At 43.0% G+C, this 15,665-nt stretch carries 13 protein-coding genes and 2 riboswitches (1 of these 15 cut by a window edge); of the genes, 6 read left to right on the top strand and 7 right to left on the bottom strand.

The window, feature by feature from the left end:
- On the top strand, positions 1-570 hold the 3' portion of the coding sequence (locus AC5LIL_RS12395) for a VanW family protein (RefSeq protein WP_339963294.1). It extends 273 nt beyond the left edge of the window; only the last 570 of its 843 coding nucleotides appear in the window; the start codon falls outside the window, past its left edge; it ends in the stop codon at positions 568-570.
- 26 nt (positions 571-596) lie between these two features.
- Here the strand turns inward: AC5LIL_RS12395 and AC5LIL_RS12400 are convergent, their stop codons facing one another.
- The 6 genes from AC5LIL_RS12400 to AC5LIL_RS12425 form a co-directional block, all read right to left on the bottom strand.
- Positions 597-1,955, bottom strand: coding sequence for an NCS2 family permease (locus tag AC5LIL_RS12400; RefSeq protein WP_499824247.1), 1,359 nt, complete (start codon positions 1,953-1,955; stop codon positions 597-599).
- A gap of 88 nt (positions 1,956-2,043) precedes the next feature.
- Positions 2,044-2,145, bottom strand: a riboswitch (purine riboswitch).
- A gap of 135 nt (positions 2,146-2,280) precedes the next feature.
- Positions 2,281-3,804: a glutamine-hydrolyzing GMP synthase gene (gene guaA / locus AC5LIL_RS12405; protein WP_074032595.1), complete on the bottom strand. Its 1,524-nt coding sequence runs from the start codon at positions 3,802-3,804 to the stop codon at positions 2,281-2,283.
- Between the two features lie 110 nt (positions 3,805-3,914).
- A riboswitch (purine riboswitch) is annotated at positions 3,915-4,015 on the bottom strand.
- Between the two features lie 41 nt (positions 4,016-4,056).
- On the bottom strand, positions 4,057-6,156 hold the full coding sequence (locus tag AC5LIL_RS12410; RefSeq protein WP_499824248.1) for a transglutaminase domain-containing protein: 2,100 nt from the start codon (positions 6,154-6,156) through the stop codon (positions 4,057-4,059).
- Positions 6,153-7,223: a DUF58 domain-containing protein gene (locus tag AC5LIL_RS12415; RefSeq protein WP_499824249.1), complete on the bottom strand. Its 1,071-nt coding sequence runs from the start codon at positions 7,221-7,223 to the stop codon at positions 6,153-6,155. Before AC5LIL_RS12415 ends, AC5LIL_RS12410 begins: the two co-directional genes overlap by 4 nt.
- A complete protein-coding gene (locus AC5LIL_RS12420) occupies positions 7,220-8,170 on the bottom strand; it encodes an AAA family ATPase (RefSeq protein WP_499824250.1) in 951 nt (316 codons plus the stop codon). Before AC5LIL_RS12420 ends, AC5LIL_RS12415 begins: the two co-directional genes overlap by 4 nt.
- A gap of 172 nt (positions 8,171-8,342) precedes the next feature.
- Entirely contained in the window at positions 8,343-8,948 is a 606-nt protein-coding gene (locus AC5LIL_RS12425; protein ID WP_499824251.1) for a flavin reductase family protein, read from the bottom strand.
- Positions 8,949-9,185: 237 nt separating this feature from the next.
- On the opposite strand from AC5LIL_RS12425, the gene AC5LIL_RS12430 reads away from it, so the two are divergent.
- Both AC5LIL_RS12430 and AC5LIL_RS12435 read left to right on the top strand, forming a co-directional pair.
- Positions 9,186-11,027, top strand: a complete 1,842-nt coding sequence (locus tag AC5LIL_RS12430) for an ATP-binding protein (RefSeq protein WP_499824252.1) — start codon at positions 9,186-9,188, stop codon at positions 11,025-11,027.
- Between the two features lie 97 nt (positions 11,028-11,124).
- Positions 11,125-11,541, top strand: coding sequence for a hypothetical protein (locus AC5LIL_RS12435; RefSeq protein ID WP_143406605.1), 417 nt, complete (start codon positions 11,125-11,127; stop codon positions 11,539-11,541).
- 48 nt (positions 11,542-11,589) lie between these two features.
- On the opposite strand, the gene AC5LIL_RS12440 is transcribed toward AC5LIL_RS12435, so the two are convergent.
- Positions 11,590-12,855 (bottom strand): tetratricopeptide repeat protein, encoded by a 1,266-nt coding sequence (locus AC5LIL_RS12440; RefSeq protein WP_271306300.1) that lies wholly within the window; start codon positions 12,853-12,855, stop codon positions 11,590-11,592.
- Positions 12,856-13,112: 257 nt separating this feature from the next.
- Here AC5LIL_RS12440 and AC5LIL_RS12445 point away from each other — a divergent pair, with 257 nt between their 5' ends.
- The 3 genes from AC5LIL_RS12445 (at position 13,113) to AC5LIL_RS12455 (ending at position 15,639) form a co-directional block, all read left to right on the top strand.
- Positions 13,113-13,784, top strand: coding sequence for a hypothetical protein (locus AC5LIL_RS12445; protein WP_337874697.1), 672 nt, complete (start codon positions 13,113-13,115; stop codon positions 13,782-13,784).
- A 74-nt stretch (positions 13,785-13,858) separates the two neighbouring features.
- Positions 13,859-14,110 (top strand): hypothetical protein, encoded by a 252-nt coding sequence (locus tag AC5LIL_RS12450; RefSeq protein WP_499824253.1) that lies wholly within the window; start codon positions 13,859-13,861, stop codon positions 14,108-14,110.
- A gap of 224 nt (positions 14,111-14,334) precedes the next feature.
- Positions 14,335-15,639 (top strand): N-acetylmuramoyl-L-alanine amidase family protein, encoded by a 1,305-nt coding sequence (locus AC5LIL_RS12455; RefSeq protein ID WP_499825365.1) that lies wholly within the window; start codon positions 14,335-14,337, stop codon positions 15,637-15,639.
- Positions 15,640-15,665 lie beyond the last annotated feature (26 nt).

Genomic DNA, 15,665 nt, shown 5'->3' on the forward strand with positions numbered 1-15,665 from the left:
CCGAACGACGTCTTTTCTTATTGGAAGATGATCGGAAAGCCCACCAAACGAAAAGGGTATGTCGATGGCATGATTCTGCATTACGGAAAGGTCACCTCAGGAATCGGTGGCGGCTTATGCCAACTATCTAACCTCATTTATTGGATTACACTTCATAGTCCATTGACTGTAACTGAGCGTTATCGTCATAGCTACGACGTGTTTCCTGATTATCGAAGAGACCAACCATTCGGAAGTGGCGCTACATGCTCTTACAATTATCTCGATCTACAAATTACAAATCAAACCGCACAAACGTATCAACTCCTTCTATATATAGAGGGAGATTATCTCGTAGGTGAATGGCGCTCTACCATCCCGAATAAAGAGCAGTATCGTATATATGAAGAAAACCATCATTTTACACGTGAGTGGTGGGGAGGGACAATACGACACAATCAGATTTTCAGAGAGGTTACTTCAATGAATGGGACTCATCTCCGAAACGAATTCATTACAGAGAATCATGCCATCACGATGTATGATCCTTTCCTACCCGAAAATACTGCATACAAAAAAGCCGACTCTTAATGGAAGAGCCGGCTTTTCAAATGAACTTATGCGTGTGGTAAGAACATGAAGTATGCCAAGAAGATGATTAACATCCCATACATGATTGGATGAATTTCTTTCGTCTTGCCTTTCGCGATCATCATGAGTGGGTAAAGGATGAACCCAAGCCCAATTCCTGTTGCGATTGAAGATGTCAAAGGCATCATAATGATCGTCAAGAAAGCTGGTACGGCGATTTCGATTTTCTTCCAATCGATATCAAGAAGAGCCGAAGCCATGAGCACACCGACAATGATTAATGCAGGAGCCGTAACCGGCGCTGTTACAACCGCCAATAGAGGTGAGAAGAACAATGCTAAACCGAAGAACAATCCTGCGAACACCGCCGTCAAACCTGTACGTCCACCTGCAGCAACACCAGCTGACGATTCAACATATGAAGTCGCTGTAGATGTTCCGAAGATCGCACCCGCTACCGTTGCTGTCGAATCAGCCATTAACGCCTTACTTGCGCGCGGTACTTTGTTTTCTTTCATGATTCCTGCTTGACGCGCCACGGCAACGAGCGTACCAGCCGTATCAAAGAAATCGATGAAGAAGAACGTTAAGATGACAATCAGCATTTGGAGCGTGAATACGTCACTGAAGTTGATGAACGCTTGACCAAATGTTGATGACATGCTCGGTGGCATTGACACCACATCAGAGATTGCCGTCGGAGTCGGAACGAGACCGAAGATCATACCAACGATTGCTGTCAACAACATCCCGATGAAGATTCCACCTTTTACATCACGCGCCATGAGCAAGGCACTGACAACAAGTCCAAATACAGCGAGAAGTGTTGTGCCAGTTCCAAGTGAACCGAGACTTACGAGTGTCGCTTCGTTCGCTACAACAATCCCTGCATTCTTCAATCCGATGAAAGCGATAAAGAAACCAATCCCTGCTGCGACCGCCATTTTGAGTGGCGCTGGAATCGCGTTGACAATCGTTTCGCGAATTCCTGAGAGCGTCAATACGATGAAGAAGAGACCTGATACGAGTACACCTGACAAAGCCGTTTGCCATGGGATACCCATCCCGATGACGACACTATATGCGAAGAACGCGTTGAGGCCCATGCCCGGCGCAATCGCAATTGGATAGTTCGCGAGAAGCCCCATCGTCAATGAACCGACTAACGCAACAAGTCCTGTTGCGACGAAGACCGCCCCTGTATCCATACCCGCTGCCCCGAGAACGTTTGGGTTAACGAAAAGGATGTACGCCATTGCGAGGAACGTTGTGAATCCTGCAATCAATTCAGTACGGACACTCGTTCCAAGTGCTGTGAGTTGGAAGTAACGATCAATCCGACTCGTTGTAGGTTGTTGCTGTTCTTGCTTGAGCTGTGTGCTCATTTGTTTTCCTCCTTGTACTCGCCGTAAAACGAGAAAAGGCCCCCGGCAAATGACCGAGGACCCCACGCGAAACATACGAGGGCATACACCCTCATCCATGTCTCGCCGTAGTGAAATCATTTAAGGTGATTTCGTAGAGACTCTCGGGCCATATCCCCGACATTATACGGCAAAATATTTTATAATTGTTCGGTTATAATAAGAACGTTCTTATCGTATCAGCGTGAAAATAGAATGTCAACTAAATTCACGGATTTTACATCTTAAAAAAACTTTAATGTTCGGTTTTAAGACAAAAACAGAGGGTGTGAGCCCTCTGTTTGGCTTATTCCCATTCGATTGTTGCAGGCGGCTTAGACGTAATGTCATACAGCACACGGTTGACGTGGCTGACTTCATTGACGATACGGACAGAGATTTTCTCAAGTACATCCCATGGAATGCGCGCCCAATCAGACGTCATCCCATCAATTGATGTAACTGCACGGACGCCGACTGCATAGTCGTACGTACGCTCGTCACCCATAACTCCAACTGAGCGAATCGGCGTGAGTACCGTGAAGTATTGCCAGATATCTCTTTCAAGACCTGCTTTCTTCACTTCTTCACGCAAAATCGCATCAGATTCACGGACAATTTCGAGTTTCTCTTCCGTGATTTCACCAAGTACACGAATTCCTAGACCCGGGCCTGGGAATGGCTGGCGCCACACGATATAGTCAGGAAGACCGAGCTCAGTACCGAGCGCACGGACTTCATCTTTAAAGAGCGTGTCGAGTGGCTCGATCAATGTGAAGTTCATGTCTTCTGGCAATCCACCGACATTATGATGTGATTTGATCGTTTGCGCTGTATCTGTCCCACTCTCGATAATGTCTGTATAGAGCGTTCCTTGTGCGAGGAAGTCCATGTCGACAAGTTTCGATGCTTCTTCATCAAATACATAGATGAACTCGTTTCCGATAATCTTACGTTTTTGTTCAGGATCCGACACACCAGCCAACTTCGTCAAGAAACGTTCCTGCGCATCGATTTTAATGACCTTCATGTTAAATCCGTCAGCGAACGTCTTCATGACACTATCCGCTTCTCCTTTACGAAGGAGACCGTGGTCGACGAACATACACGTCAATTGATCACCGATTGCGCGATGCACAAGTGCCGCAACTACAGAAGAGTCGACGCCACCTGAAAGGGCACAAAGTACTTGCTTGTCGCCGACGATTTCACGAATCTTTTCGACTTCGAGGTCAATAAAGTTTTCCATTGACCATTCACCTTTAGCACCACACACTTCATAGATGAAGTTTTTCAAGATGTCGTTCCCGTACTCCGAGTGACGAACCTCTGGATGATATTGAACGCCATACATTTTCAACTCATCGTTTTTAATCGAAGCGACCGGGCAAGATGGGTTCGTTCCGTCAACGATGAATCCTTCAGGCGCTTCCATGACGAGGTCGCCGTGGCTCATCCAGACTGTATGCTCGACTGGGAGACCCTTGTAGATGGCTGATGCTTCCGGCGTTGAGAACAATGTCGCTTTTCCATATTCACGGTGCGCGGCACGTTCGACACGACCACCAAAATGATGCGTCATGAGCTGCATGCCGTAACAGATTCCGAAGATTGGAATACCTAATTCGAAAATTTCTGGGTCACAACGATATGCACCTTCTGCGTATACGCTGTTCGGTCCACCAGAGAAGATGATGCCGACTGGGTTCAATTCGCGAATCTCCGCTGCAGTCATTTTATGTGAATGCAACTCACTGTATACGCCAAGGTCACGGACACGACGCGTGATCAATTGGTTATACTGTCCACCAAAATCGAGCACCAAAATCATTTCTTGTTCTACTTTCACGAAATCTCCACCTTTCTGCCTTCTCCTCAAAAAAAGGACGAGCCTCTCCCCAGATTATCCAAACCGAAGAAGAAGCACGCCCTTTTCTTTGTATACGAAACGTGCTCCTTCATAGTCGGTCCATTTACGGTGGTCCGGTAGAGACTCTCGCGCCAATTCACGAGTATATACGAAGGAATGCCATGTTCAATTATCTAACTAATGCGTCTATCTTACTTGATGCATCCCGCCACTTCAACTCATAATTCTACGAATCATGATTTTCCAATATTCTTTATATTTTGAATTCGGTTCTTGTTCGGCATAAACCGCTTGTTCGAACAAATCCGTCAAGCGCGTCATGTCGTTCGTTTCGTAATAGGCATCGACTTCTTTGGCAAGCTCCGACGGCGTACGCCCCTCAACTTTAAATCCGTTCGCACGAAGTCGCTTCACCAAATAACGATGCATCGATACGAGACTACCGTCTGTGAGCGGACGACTCATCCACCAGACGTACATAATTTGTCGCTCAATGATTTTCCGGTTCCAAATGACAACGGCCACGAGGAATAGAATGACGATCCACCCCCATACAGGGATACTGCGAGACTCTTCTTGTACCTCACCTGTTGTGACATCATCGATCAACAAATCTTCTTGAGGACGATTTTGCGCGCTGTTGTCTTGCGTCGCCTGCGGATCATTCGTTGCCGGTGTCGTGTCATCTGTGTCCGTTTCTCGTTCCATCTGTAGTAAGTTAGCGTCCGAGAAACTGATGGTTGCCTCTAACGGGACCCAACCTGCACCTTCAATAAAGTATTCGACCCACGAATGGGCGTGACGGTTACGAATCGTATGCTCTTCCTCACCTTGAACAACTCCTCGCGTATCACCCATCGTAAAACCTTTTACCCATCGTGTTGGGATTCCATTCGCCCGTAATAAGACGGCTGCTGACGTAGAAAAGTTATCACAATACCCAATCTGTGTGTCGAACAAGAATTGGTCAACATAATCGGTTTCCCCTTCTGGTTGCGCGACATCTTCAGTATCGTATTGAAATTCTCCGTTCCGAAAATACGCTTCTACCGCTTCTGCTTTCTCATTTGGAGTTTCACTTTCAGCGGTAATCTCCGTAGCCAAGTCACGTACACGATCCGGTAAAGAATCCGGTAGTTGCAAATAGACCTGCTCTTCCTCTTCTGTCAGGGATGTTACCTCTTCATTTAAGGCAAGTTGCTCTTCTGAGAAAGCCGGTACACTGTAGCGAAGTTGAATCGTTCGCGGTGTCGCTTGATTTTCGTTTTCAAACACAATTTTCCCGGACGGTTGGATTGTGATGGTCTCGTTCGGAAAAGCTTGTTCGATATCTCCGACCCGAAATTCAGTGCCTGACTCTGTTTCCGTCGCTTGAGGATACTCTCCCCCATACGGAACGAATGTTTGACGACGATCAAAACGCAAAAGCGCCTGCTCCGGGGTTGTATCTACTTCAGAGTCGACCAATTGCCCCCGATTATAGTTAGAATCTAAAACAGGTGCCTCAATCCAACCTTTTCCTGTATAGATGGCTTTTGATTCGATTCGCCAGTAGCGAGCCGGTACGCCTCGCGCGATAAAGACAATGCTATCATCCTGTTCAAATGGGCCGCCTAGCGCCTCATCGTTCACACCATATCCTACGCGACCTGGTCCGTTCCCATCACCTTCTGTTGTCGCATTTCGGAAACTCGTTGTGATTCGGTCGGACCAGTCTCCTTCTAGTGTCGGGGAGGCACTCGCAAGCGCAACGACGACACTGAGAAGCAAACCGATGCTGACGAAGCGTACGAGCGATTGACTTGGTCGCTTCGCTAAATCCGTGACAAATAGTAAGAGAAGTGACGTGACGATGGCATAAAGGATATTGCCCTCTCCGTCATATAGTGTCCACGTATCAAAATAAGCCATGACACCCAATGTCGAAACGATCATCCCAAGTGCGAATCCGTAACTCGGGTATGTTCGTCCGACAAGAATGGCAAATAGTAGACCAATGAGAGCCATCGCAGAGAAGAAAATCGCCTCGTTTGGTAACTCACCGCTCATGACACCCATAAAATCTTCCATCCATATGCCGAACCAGTCGAAAATACTTCCGTGATAGACGTATAACACAACTAGGAAATTGAGAAGGGAGATGCCAAGAAATGCACCCCACGGAAGAAGACTGACGAACATCGGGACGATCAAAAGGAAATAAAACGGCCAACTTACATCGAACGTTGTACTTCCAACAATCGGCTCAATCCAAAAAGATAATAAATAGGCGGCGAGCACTGTATATATGATTCGCGTGATCCATGTCTTCATTCCGTCACCTCATTTACCGCTGTGTACAGGTGATAACTGCCTTGCGTCTCATGCATGAGTTCACGAATCGAGGTCGTTTCAAACGGACTGATCAGAATCAAGTCCCCTGTTTGTTGAGGCAGGTTCTGTTTCACCCGCTCGACAAGACGCCCCTCCGCTTCTGGAGTCGCAGTCAACAGATAGTGTCCGACTTCTGCACTTTGATCCGGAAGATGGAACAGACGGACCTGTTCTTCAATGACATATAGTTCAAACGGCAAATTCTTTCGTTCCAACTGTCGAATCGCACCAACGAGCAAGGACAACGAACGTTCAAACGCCTCCTCATACCCGGCAGAGACAGCCGGTACGAATACGAGTGAAAGTTTCTTTTCTTGCTCTTGGTCAAATGTTTTTGTCATCAAGTTCCCACGTCGAGCAGAAGCTTTCCAGTCAATCCGTCCAATCCGATCCCCTGCCGCGTATTCACGGACACCACTCGTCGTATTGGCAACTTCCGTGTAAGTACGCATTTGACGATATTGTTCGCCGCGTCCTCCGACATGCTCATCCTGTGGAAGATCGAACGGAAGTTCAGCAGGTGACACTTCTACAACCGTTTCGATTCGCAACGTCCGCTTCCGATCGAATAAACCGAACACATCACGCACATGAAAAACCGTTCGGTCAAAGACATGAATCCCCCGCTTAATCGCATTGACCTCGTAATGGACCACTTCGGCGCGTCGAAAGAAACGATCTACCGGTACGATGATTGTCCTGTCTTCATCAATCAATCGTTGTGGCAATCGTTCTTCTAACGTCACCATTCCAATCAAAAAAGGATATTTTCGTTCGATTCGTAACTCGATGTCCATTGATTGACCCGAGACGAGACGTTTCGTTGTGACTCGTCGTGACACATTTGCCGCAGTGACCGGATAAATCATAAAGAGCGTCCAATAAACCGTCAATACCACGAACGACCACCATAATGTCGAAGCAACGATACTCCCTTCGATACGGGCAAATGCGTATAACCCGAATGCCGCCGCCCATACAACGAACAGCTTCATCCAGTTTTTCATACCTCGTTGACCTCACGATCCATCGGGACAGCCAACGTATCAAGCCAACTTTGAATCAATTGATTTGGTGTTTTTCCTTTATAACGTGCTTCCGCCGTCAACAAGACGCGATGTCCAAGCACACTCGTCGCCATCGCCTTGACATCATCCGGTAACACGAAGTCACGATTATGAATATACGCCCATGCCTGCGCCGCTTTCATCAACGCGAGCGTAGCTCGCGGACTACCTCCTAAATACGTATGGGGATCCTTCCGTGACTCATGTACCAATCGTACAATGTATTGTTTGACGGCACTTGATACATGGACCTCTCTCACTTCACGTTGCATGAGTTCTACTTCTTGTTTTGTAATGACACTATGAAGTGCATCAAGCGGCTCGTCCTTTTCAAAACGACTTAAGAGTGCGACTTCTTCATTAAATGTTGGATACCCCATCTCGATTTTGAGTAAGAAGCGGTCCAACTGTGCTTCCGGTAATGGATACGTCCCTTCATGCTCAATCGGGTTTTGTGTCGCCATGACGAAAAATGGTGAAGGCAACACTTTCAACTCACCGTCTACCGTTACACTCCGCTCGGCCATTGCCTCGAGAAGAGCGGACTGCGTTTTTGGTGAAGTTCGGTTAATTTCGTCCGCTAAGATAATATTGCCCACGAGCGGTCCCGGACGATATTCGAACTCTCTCGTTTTTTGGTTGTACATCGAGATCCCCGTCAAGTCGGACGGCAACATATCTGGTGTGAATTGAATTCGCTTAAAATCTAAGTCGATTGCCCGGCTAAACGTACGAACGAGCATCGTTTTTCCGACGCCCGGTACATCTTCTAGAAGAACGTGCCCTCCTGCTAACAAGGCAGTCAGACTCTTGGCGATGACTTCTTCTTTTCCGACAATCACAGTTTCAATGGCAGTTATAATCGATTGGACAGTTGGACGATACATGACGGATTCCCCTTTTTCTCTGAATCTAGGATGACTTGAAGTTAGAATGTTCTGACTTTATTGTGACATAAGAGCATATCGGAATGAAAGAAATACTACATGCAAATACGCTCCTTATTCCTTTACCCAAAAAACGTGCTCGTTCTTTAGAAGAAACGGGCACGTTTGTCGATTATTCAGGACGCTTTACATCAAAAAGTTCACCAAGTGTTGCATAACTATTCCCGGCCATACGGCTGACCGGCGCCAACTGTCTCGCATCGATTCGTCCATGTTCATACAATTCCCGATCAATGTGAAAACGGACAACCCTTGCAATCAACAAGTCTGCTGTCGTTTGTCCTTCATATTCGATTGGAACATGTTGATGTAAGACACATTCAAATCGAATTTTTGCTTCTTTGATTCCTGGAGTCGCAATCACTTCGCTCGGTTGAATTGTGAACGTTGTACGTGACAGCTCACTCTCATCAGCGTCAAGATTCGCAGCCGTTTCATTCACATCGTGAACATTTGTTTCGTCAACAACATGGATGACAAGTTCTTTAGTCGTGATTGTGTTTCGTGCCGTATCTTTCATCACGCCATTTTTTCGTTGAATAGACACGGAGACGAGAGGCGGATCGGAAGCGACTACGTTGAAATAACTGAATGGAGCAGCGTTGACCACGTCTCTATTACGTGTCGTTACAAAGGCGATTGGTCGCGGTACAATACTACCAATCAAAAACTTATACGTGTCCCGCTCAGTTAAAGCGGACGGTTCAATGGATAACATTTTGTCACGCCCCTTGTTTTTTTATCTTAAATTCAAGATAATAATTATTGATAGTCTTGTCAACGACTAGAAAGTTGGGACGTGTATATTTCAATCATTTCGGGTAAATCGCTTTATGTGTTAGATATGCACATCACGTAAGCAAATTAATTCAATTTCCTTTCCCTTTTTCATAAAATGCAGGGCAAGGAAAAGAGGGCCTATCGTTTTTTATGTTCAAGGAAGGAAGTAGAACGAATGATCAGCAAGTGGATTGAACAACTAAACAGTCGTCAAATACTCAGTATTTTATATAGCGTATGCGGATTTAGTCTCATTTTAACTGCCATTGGAGCCTGGTTTGTTCGAGATGGAAATGTGTCTACTCTCGAACTTACCGCCCTTCGGTGGATTTGGATGATGGGACTCGTCATGTTCATTAGCGCTATTCTTTTGATTGGGCGTCCGCTCATCAAACGAATGGCCGATCAAAACAGTAGACTTAAAATAAAAAAAGAAAAACTCGAAAATGTGATTAAAGAGTCAAAGCTGAACGAAATGAATCTTCAATACCGTAATGAATTGATCGAAGTATTGGCATCGAAAGAATCTTTATTTGATTATTCTTCTGTCATCGAAAAAATCGTATTACTCACGAAGTCTGAATTCGGCGCGTTGTTACTCACTAAAGACGGAGAAATCACGTCTGTCGTACCAAAAGAAATGACGGAAGACCAACAAGAGAGTCTCAAAAAGGAATCACTGCTTCTTAAACGTGTCATGATTTCAAAGTCGCCTGCAGCTACTTCAAAGCGGGTCGTCGATGCATTGCACACGTATCCGTATTATATTTATGAAACGGTCATCCCAATTATGGACCCGTCAGATAACAGCCTGATTGGTTGCCTATATTTGGCCCGTTACGATGAACAATATGACGCAAGTGAAAAGTCTGAACTGAATGCGTTTGCTAGTCAGCTCGCCATTTCACTGCTTCGGATGCAGCTTTATCGTCAGATGCAACAAGATCGAAAGGAAACCGCACAATTGATCAATTCCGTGCGTGAAGCCATTTTATACGTGAACTATGAAGACGACACTGTCGTTGGAAATCGCGCGTTTATTCGCATGTTTGATGATCTTGACTTTGATTACAAAGGATATGAAGAATTATCAGCGATTGATATCGATATCGAGCAACTCGCAGAACGTGTGGATCAGCACGAGCAATTCGTCAAATACTTTGAGCGTGTCTTCACTCAAGACCCACCAGAGGACGGACTTACGATTTCAATCGATCAAGGCGATTGTTTCATTCAGCTTTATGCCGAAAGCGTTTATCGCGATCGTCGACTTCGCGGAACGATGCTTGTGATACGTGACGTTACGGCTGAGACTGAGGTAGATCGAATGAAGTCAGAGCTTGTGTCGACCGTATCACATGAGTTGCGAACGCCCCTTTCGTCAATCTATGGCTTTACGGAGCTTATGTTGTCACGGGATTTGAAAGAAAATCGACGAGAGCTTTATTTAAAAACGATTCATGATGAGGCGAAGCGATTATCTTATCTCGTTAATGATTTCTTGGACCTTCAAAAAATGGAGTCCGGGAAACAAACGTTTGAATGGGAGCCAGTCGATTTATATAAACTCGCCACAGACAGTGTGACGTTTTATCAAGAAACGACTGCACAACATGAATTGTTTATCGACGCCGATCCTGAAGAGAATCTTATAATCGATGCAGATTTAGAAGGAATGCGTCAGTTGCTCGGCAACTTATTAAGTAACGCCATTAAGTACTCTCCAGACGGGGGGAACATCCTCGTGTCACTCGAACGAGTAGACGAACAAGTCGTGATGAAGGTGCGAGATCACGGAATGGGTATTCCAAGCGCCTCTCTCCCTCATCTCTTTGGAAAGTTTTATCGTGTCGACAACTCAGATCGTCGTAAGATCGGCGGTACTGGACTCGGACTCGCAATCTGTAAAGAAATCGCTAAAGCACACGATGGTCAACTTCACGTGGAGTCGGTCTACGGAGAAGGAAGTACCTTCATCTGTGAGTTACCAACTTCAAAAGAGCACATCATGCAATAACACGGTCAATCAGATCGTGTTATTTTTAACTCTTTTCAGAAAAATAAGAAGGAGTTTTTTACAAAATATAGAAAGCCACAAATAGTGAATTAAGAGGATGGAACGAATCACACCCTATGTATTTATTTTTGCACGTACTAGAGCAAAAACAAGATATACTGATTATAAAGAGATGTTAGGATCGGAGGGCTTGCCATTGGATCATCGTGACCCACCTTTTTCAGAAATTGGAGACTTTAAACAATGGGGGCGTTTTGAAATCGATGTCCCTCACATGGGGGAGCAAGCGAAGTTCCAAAAAGCTGCCGCATTAGTCCGAAAACATATTCCATTGCGACTAGGTGGATTTTATATTATTGCGAGCGAAGAGCAAATTTTGCACAGTGGCTCATATGAAGGAAATCTTCAAAAACACTTCATTCATTTATTGCAGCAAGTCCACAACGGTCATTTAACAGATGAACGTCTTGTTCAAGAACAAGTCTGGACGGTGCATTATTTTACAACGCCATAAAAAAGAACTCGAAATCGGTACGCTTACTGATTTCGAGTTCTTTTTTATTTATTCCCAGCGTGACATAATTGCTACAGTTTTTTCATAATATTCTGTAGCCAGCTTATATTTCCCTGCGTTTCTTAATTCTCTTGATAACCACAACGCGTATTTATGCGTATAATATTCATCATACGCTTCAAAATAGCCCACTGCTCTTTTTAAACTTTCAATAAAAGCGTTGTGATCTTCAAATTTATATTTATTCAAGTAAATATCAAAATGATAACGAAACTCTATTAAATTATCTTCATTACCCTTTAACTCATAACCTGTTTCTAACCACTTCATGATTCCCTCGATATTTTGTTGAGCTACATTCACTTCAAGAAGTGACATGACACTCAATAGCTTACTCTTTTTATCTTCTTTTAAATTGAAACCATCCAAAAAGTATTGTTGAGCTTTTTCTTGATCACCAATAAGAAAATGAATGTCCCCAATGTTATTGTATAGCATCCCAAAATAATTATTTAATCTCGCGGTCTCAGCGACTTTTGCAGCTTTTTCGTAATGCTCAAGAGCTGTAGTGTAACGTTTACGACGCTTAAATGAAAGACCAATAATCATATGCGACTCAATAATTCTTTCTAAACAAAAATTGTCCTGAAAATAGCCTAGTGAAGCTCGTACATTTTCAATAGCTTGCAAATAATCAGTAAATCGATGATACAATGCCCCGATGATATAATGCATATCTGCTACTTCCCAGTCAGGCATATTTGTATTTTTCAATCTTTGTCCAATCTGTTCTAACAAATTTATTATCGTCTCTCGATCTGCTGTTTGATATTGAAACATATACAGACAGTGAATAATGTCATATCTTAATCTATTATCAAAATCTAGTTGATCTTCAATCCATCCTACTTCAATCAAATAGTTTGAATTGCCTTTCGGTGTCATACCAAATCTAGCCAATGTAATCATTAGTGTTATATATAGTTCTTTAGACTGAAGTACCACGGGATTCGTTTTATATTCTTCTATTCTTTTTAAATAATTTTCTTCTTTCCGAGATAGAATTGCTTCTTTTAAAATTTCTCTAATTTCAAACTTCACCTGATGTACTTTTTCGCTAAAATCATAATATAGAGGGATGTCTAGCTCTAATCTTTCAAAGATCAATTCTAATACGGTTTCGCTTGGAGAAGTTTGGTTGTTCTCGATTTTACTTAAATAGGAAATAGAGCATATGCCTCTAGCGAGAACGGACTGCTTCATATTCTTTCTCATGCGCTCTACTTTAATAACGTTTCCGTAATTATGTTCCATATCAATTAGTAACTCCCTTAGTACTAAAGTATTTTAAGTTTCTTTAATAATAGGCTTTTTGTCACGTATTGAAGAAACTGATTAGAAAAAGGTATAAATAACAGTACTTTTTGACGATGATTTTCCCAACCTGTTCGTCCCCTTCATTAATAGAAAGCATGATAATATTGAACTAGTTAAAAAACTTCTACCGAATGCTTTAGTATTTTTTAACTAGTCCACTGACGTTTAGCTATGAATAAGGGGTGAAATCACAAATGGGAAAATTAAGTTTTCTACTCGCGGAAGACTACATTAAACCTAAAATTTACTTTAAGTCAAAACAAGCATCGACTATGAATGACATATTTACTTCTGAAGATAAACAGTATTTTTCAGGTTTAGAAAATCTGCCCCCATTGTTGAATGCACCTAGAGGTTTTATTGTAAACGCTTTTCAAATTGATTACTATCAATCCTTACCCCGACTTATCGCTAGATCTTTGAAAAAAACTCACTCATTTAAAAAGCTATACATTTTAGGACCAGAATTATCTCTTTCCATTTTAAAAAGAAGTACCAAAACCATTTACGAAACACAGTATAATGACTATGAGTATATTAATGTAGAGCAAGATACTGACTTCGTAACAAGCCAATGTGAAAAACTAATTCAAGAAGGACACATTTTATACATTCTTCCTGAGACGAACGTTTGTTGGAAACCGCAACATAAAACCGATTCTGCTGATCTTTCTCACTCACTTTGCAGCACATTATTTAGCCAACAACTGCAAGTCCCTATCTTAGCAACAGCTCATGAGAATGGATCTGATAAAGTTATTATTTTCCCGTCAGACTCTCCAGATTCATATAGTGGCGAGCTAGACAGTCGTGTCTACGCACAATCCGAAGCTTTATGTCACTTACTAGAATCTACAAAAATATAATTCACATGCACCTTCAACATACTAGGAATTACAGCTTCATCAAATAAACAATTAATCTAATGGAGGTTATTCAAATGAAAAAAATTACAGGAGTATTATTCTTAGCAACGGCTGTTTTACTTTTAGGGAGTGCAGTCAAACCGATGGCAGATGAAATGCCACGCATCGTCAAGGTTGAACAACCAATTAAATCATACGCAGATGAAATGCCACGTATCGTTAAAGTTGAGCAACCTGTCAAATTATTTGCTGATGAAATGCCGCGCATCGTTAAGGTTGACGCTCCTATCATCCTTTTCGCAGACGAAATGCCACGTATTGTATGACAATGTTTTAAAAAATATAAAAACATACAAGCCTTTACATCAATCATCTTAGACGCCTCGTGCGTCTTTTTTATTTGTAAAAGTCTTTTATATTTCAAAAAAAGATAAATAAATTAAATATTAATGTCCAATTTTTTCTTTATTATCTATATAATAATAGTGATTTGTTGATCGAATAATGAAACGTTCAACTATTTTTCTGCAAAGGAGTCACTATTTTGAAAATGTTAAAGTCTAAATTACATACAAAATTGTTTATCAGCTCGACACTCATCGTCTCGGCTGTCACATTTACACCATTTGATTTCCAATCTCCATCTTCTCTTAATCATCGTGTTGAAGCAGCAACGAAATATTACACAACGACCGTCAATTTAAATCTTCGTAAGATGGCATCGACTTCGGGAACGATTTTGACGACGATTCCTTCTGGAAAAACCGTCACGTATATCAGTACATACGGATCATGGTATCGTGTTTCCTATAACGGAACTATCGGATATGTGTCTTCTCAATATCTTAAAACATATCAGCCGACCACTGTGAAAACCTACACGACAACAGCTAATTTGAATCTTCGTAAAATGGCGTCGACTTCAGGCACGATTTTAACAACGATTCCGAGCGGAAAAGAAGTGATTTATCTCAGTACATATGGCTCGTGGTATCGCGTGTCTTATAACGGAACAATCGGGTATGTGTCTTCCCAGTATGTCAAAGTCACGTCTTCCTCTACAATTACACCAGATTCAACAGCAACCTACTATACTACCGCAAACTTGAACCTTCGCAAGATGGCATCGACTTCAGGTACGATTTTACTAACCATTCCATCAGGCAGTGCTGTGACGTATCTGAGTACGTATGGCTCTTGGTATCGCGTTACTTATAAAGGTGTCACGGGCTATGTTTCTTCTCAGTATGTAACAACATCTAGCGGAGGAGATGCGGACACGTCTCAAAAAACGATCGTCATCGATGCAGGACACGGTGGGAATGACTCTGGTGCTGTTTATGGATCGGTATACGAAAAAGTCATTGCCCTTGATATGGCGAAACGATTGATGAGCACGTTGACGAACACCTATGACTACAATGTCAAATTGACACGCTCGACCGATATGTATCTTTCCTTATCAGAACGTGTCTCATTGAGTAAATCGTATAAAGCGGATGTTTTCGTTAGTCTCCATGCAAACTCATCTGTGTATAGTTCTGCGAATGGACATGAGGTGCTCGTGCCGACAACGGAAAGCTACACGACAAATCCATACGTTTCTGCGAGTCGATCGCTTGGTTCTTCGATTAATCAAGAGATTGGTTCACGTATTTCGGCCGTTCAAAACCGTGGCGTGAAATACCAAAATGTATATGTTGTCGGAAAAAATGTCGTTCCTTCCACACTTGTTGAGTATGGCTTTATCAGTAACTCAAATGATCGAGCCTATTTGACGAATGCGACGAATCGTCAACAGATGGCGAATGCGACAGCGACCGGTATTCATCAGTTCATGCGTTCTTATTACTAACAAAAAGGAACTTAGCATTCACCGCT

It is taken from the genome of Exiguobacterium sp. RM11 (assembly GCF_059821525.1).

What these genes read in the sequence shown, in the direction of transcription:
- AC5LIL_RS12400 (WP_499824247.1), bottom strand. Translation starts at nt 1,955, where the DNA reads ATGAGCACACAGCTCAAGCAAGAACAGCAACAACCTACAACGAGTCGG.
- guaA (WP_074032595.1), bottom strand. Translation starts at nt 3,804, where the DNA reads ATGATTTTGGTGCTCGATTTTGGTGGACAGTATAACCAATTGATCACG.
- AC5LIL_RS12410 (WP_499824248.1), bottom strand. Translation starts at nt 6,156, where the DNA reads ATGAAGACATGGATCACGCGAATCATATATACAGTGCTCGCCGCCTAT.
- AC5LIL_RS12415 (WP_499824249.1), bottom strand. Translation starts at nt 7,223, where the DNA reads ATGAAAAACTGGATGAAGCTGTTCGTTGTATGGGCGGCGGCATTCGGG.
- AC5LIL_RS12420 (WP_499824250.1), bottom strand. Translation starts at nt 8,170, where the DNA reads ATGTATCGTCCAACTGTCCAATCGATTATAACTGCCATTGAAACTGTG.
- AC5LIL_RS12425 (WP_499824251.1), bottom strand. Translation starts at nt 8,948, where the DNA reads ATGTTATCCATTGAACCGTCCGCTTTAACTGAGCGGGACACGTATAAG.
- AC5LIL_RS12430 (WP_499824252.1), top strand. Translation starts at nt 9,186, where the DNA reads ATGATCAGCAAGTGGATTGAACAACTAAACAGTCGTCAAATACTCAGT.
- AC5LIL_RS12435 (WP_143406605.1), top strand. Translation starts at nt 11,125, where the DNA reads ATGGAACGAATCACACCCTATGTATTTATTTTTGCACGTACTAGAGCA.
- AC5LIL_RS12440 (WP_271306300.1), bottom strand. Translation starts at nt 12,855, where the DNA reads ATGGAACATAATTACGGAAACGTTATTAAAGTAGAGCGCATGAGAAAG.
- AC5LIL_RS12445 (WP_337874697.1), top strand. Translation starts at nt 13,113, where the DNA reads ATGGGAAAATTAAGTTTTCTACTCGCGGAAGACTACATTAAACCTAAA.
- AC5LIL_RS12450 (WP_499824253.1), top strand. Translation starts at nt 13,859, where the DNA reads ATGAAAAAAATTACAGGAGTATTATTCTTAGCAACGGCTGTTTTACTT.
- AC5LIL_RS12455 (WP_499825365.1), top strand. Translation starts at nt 14,335, where the DNA reads ATGTTAAAGTCTAAATTACATACAAAATTGTTTATCAGCTCGACACTC.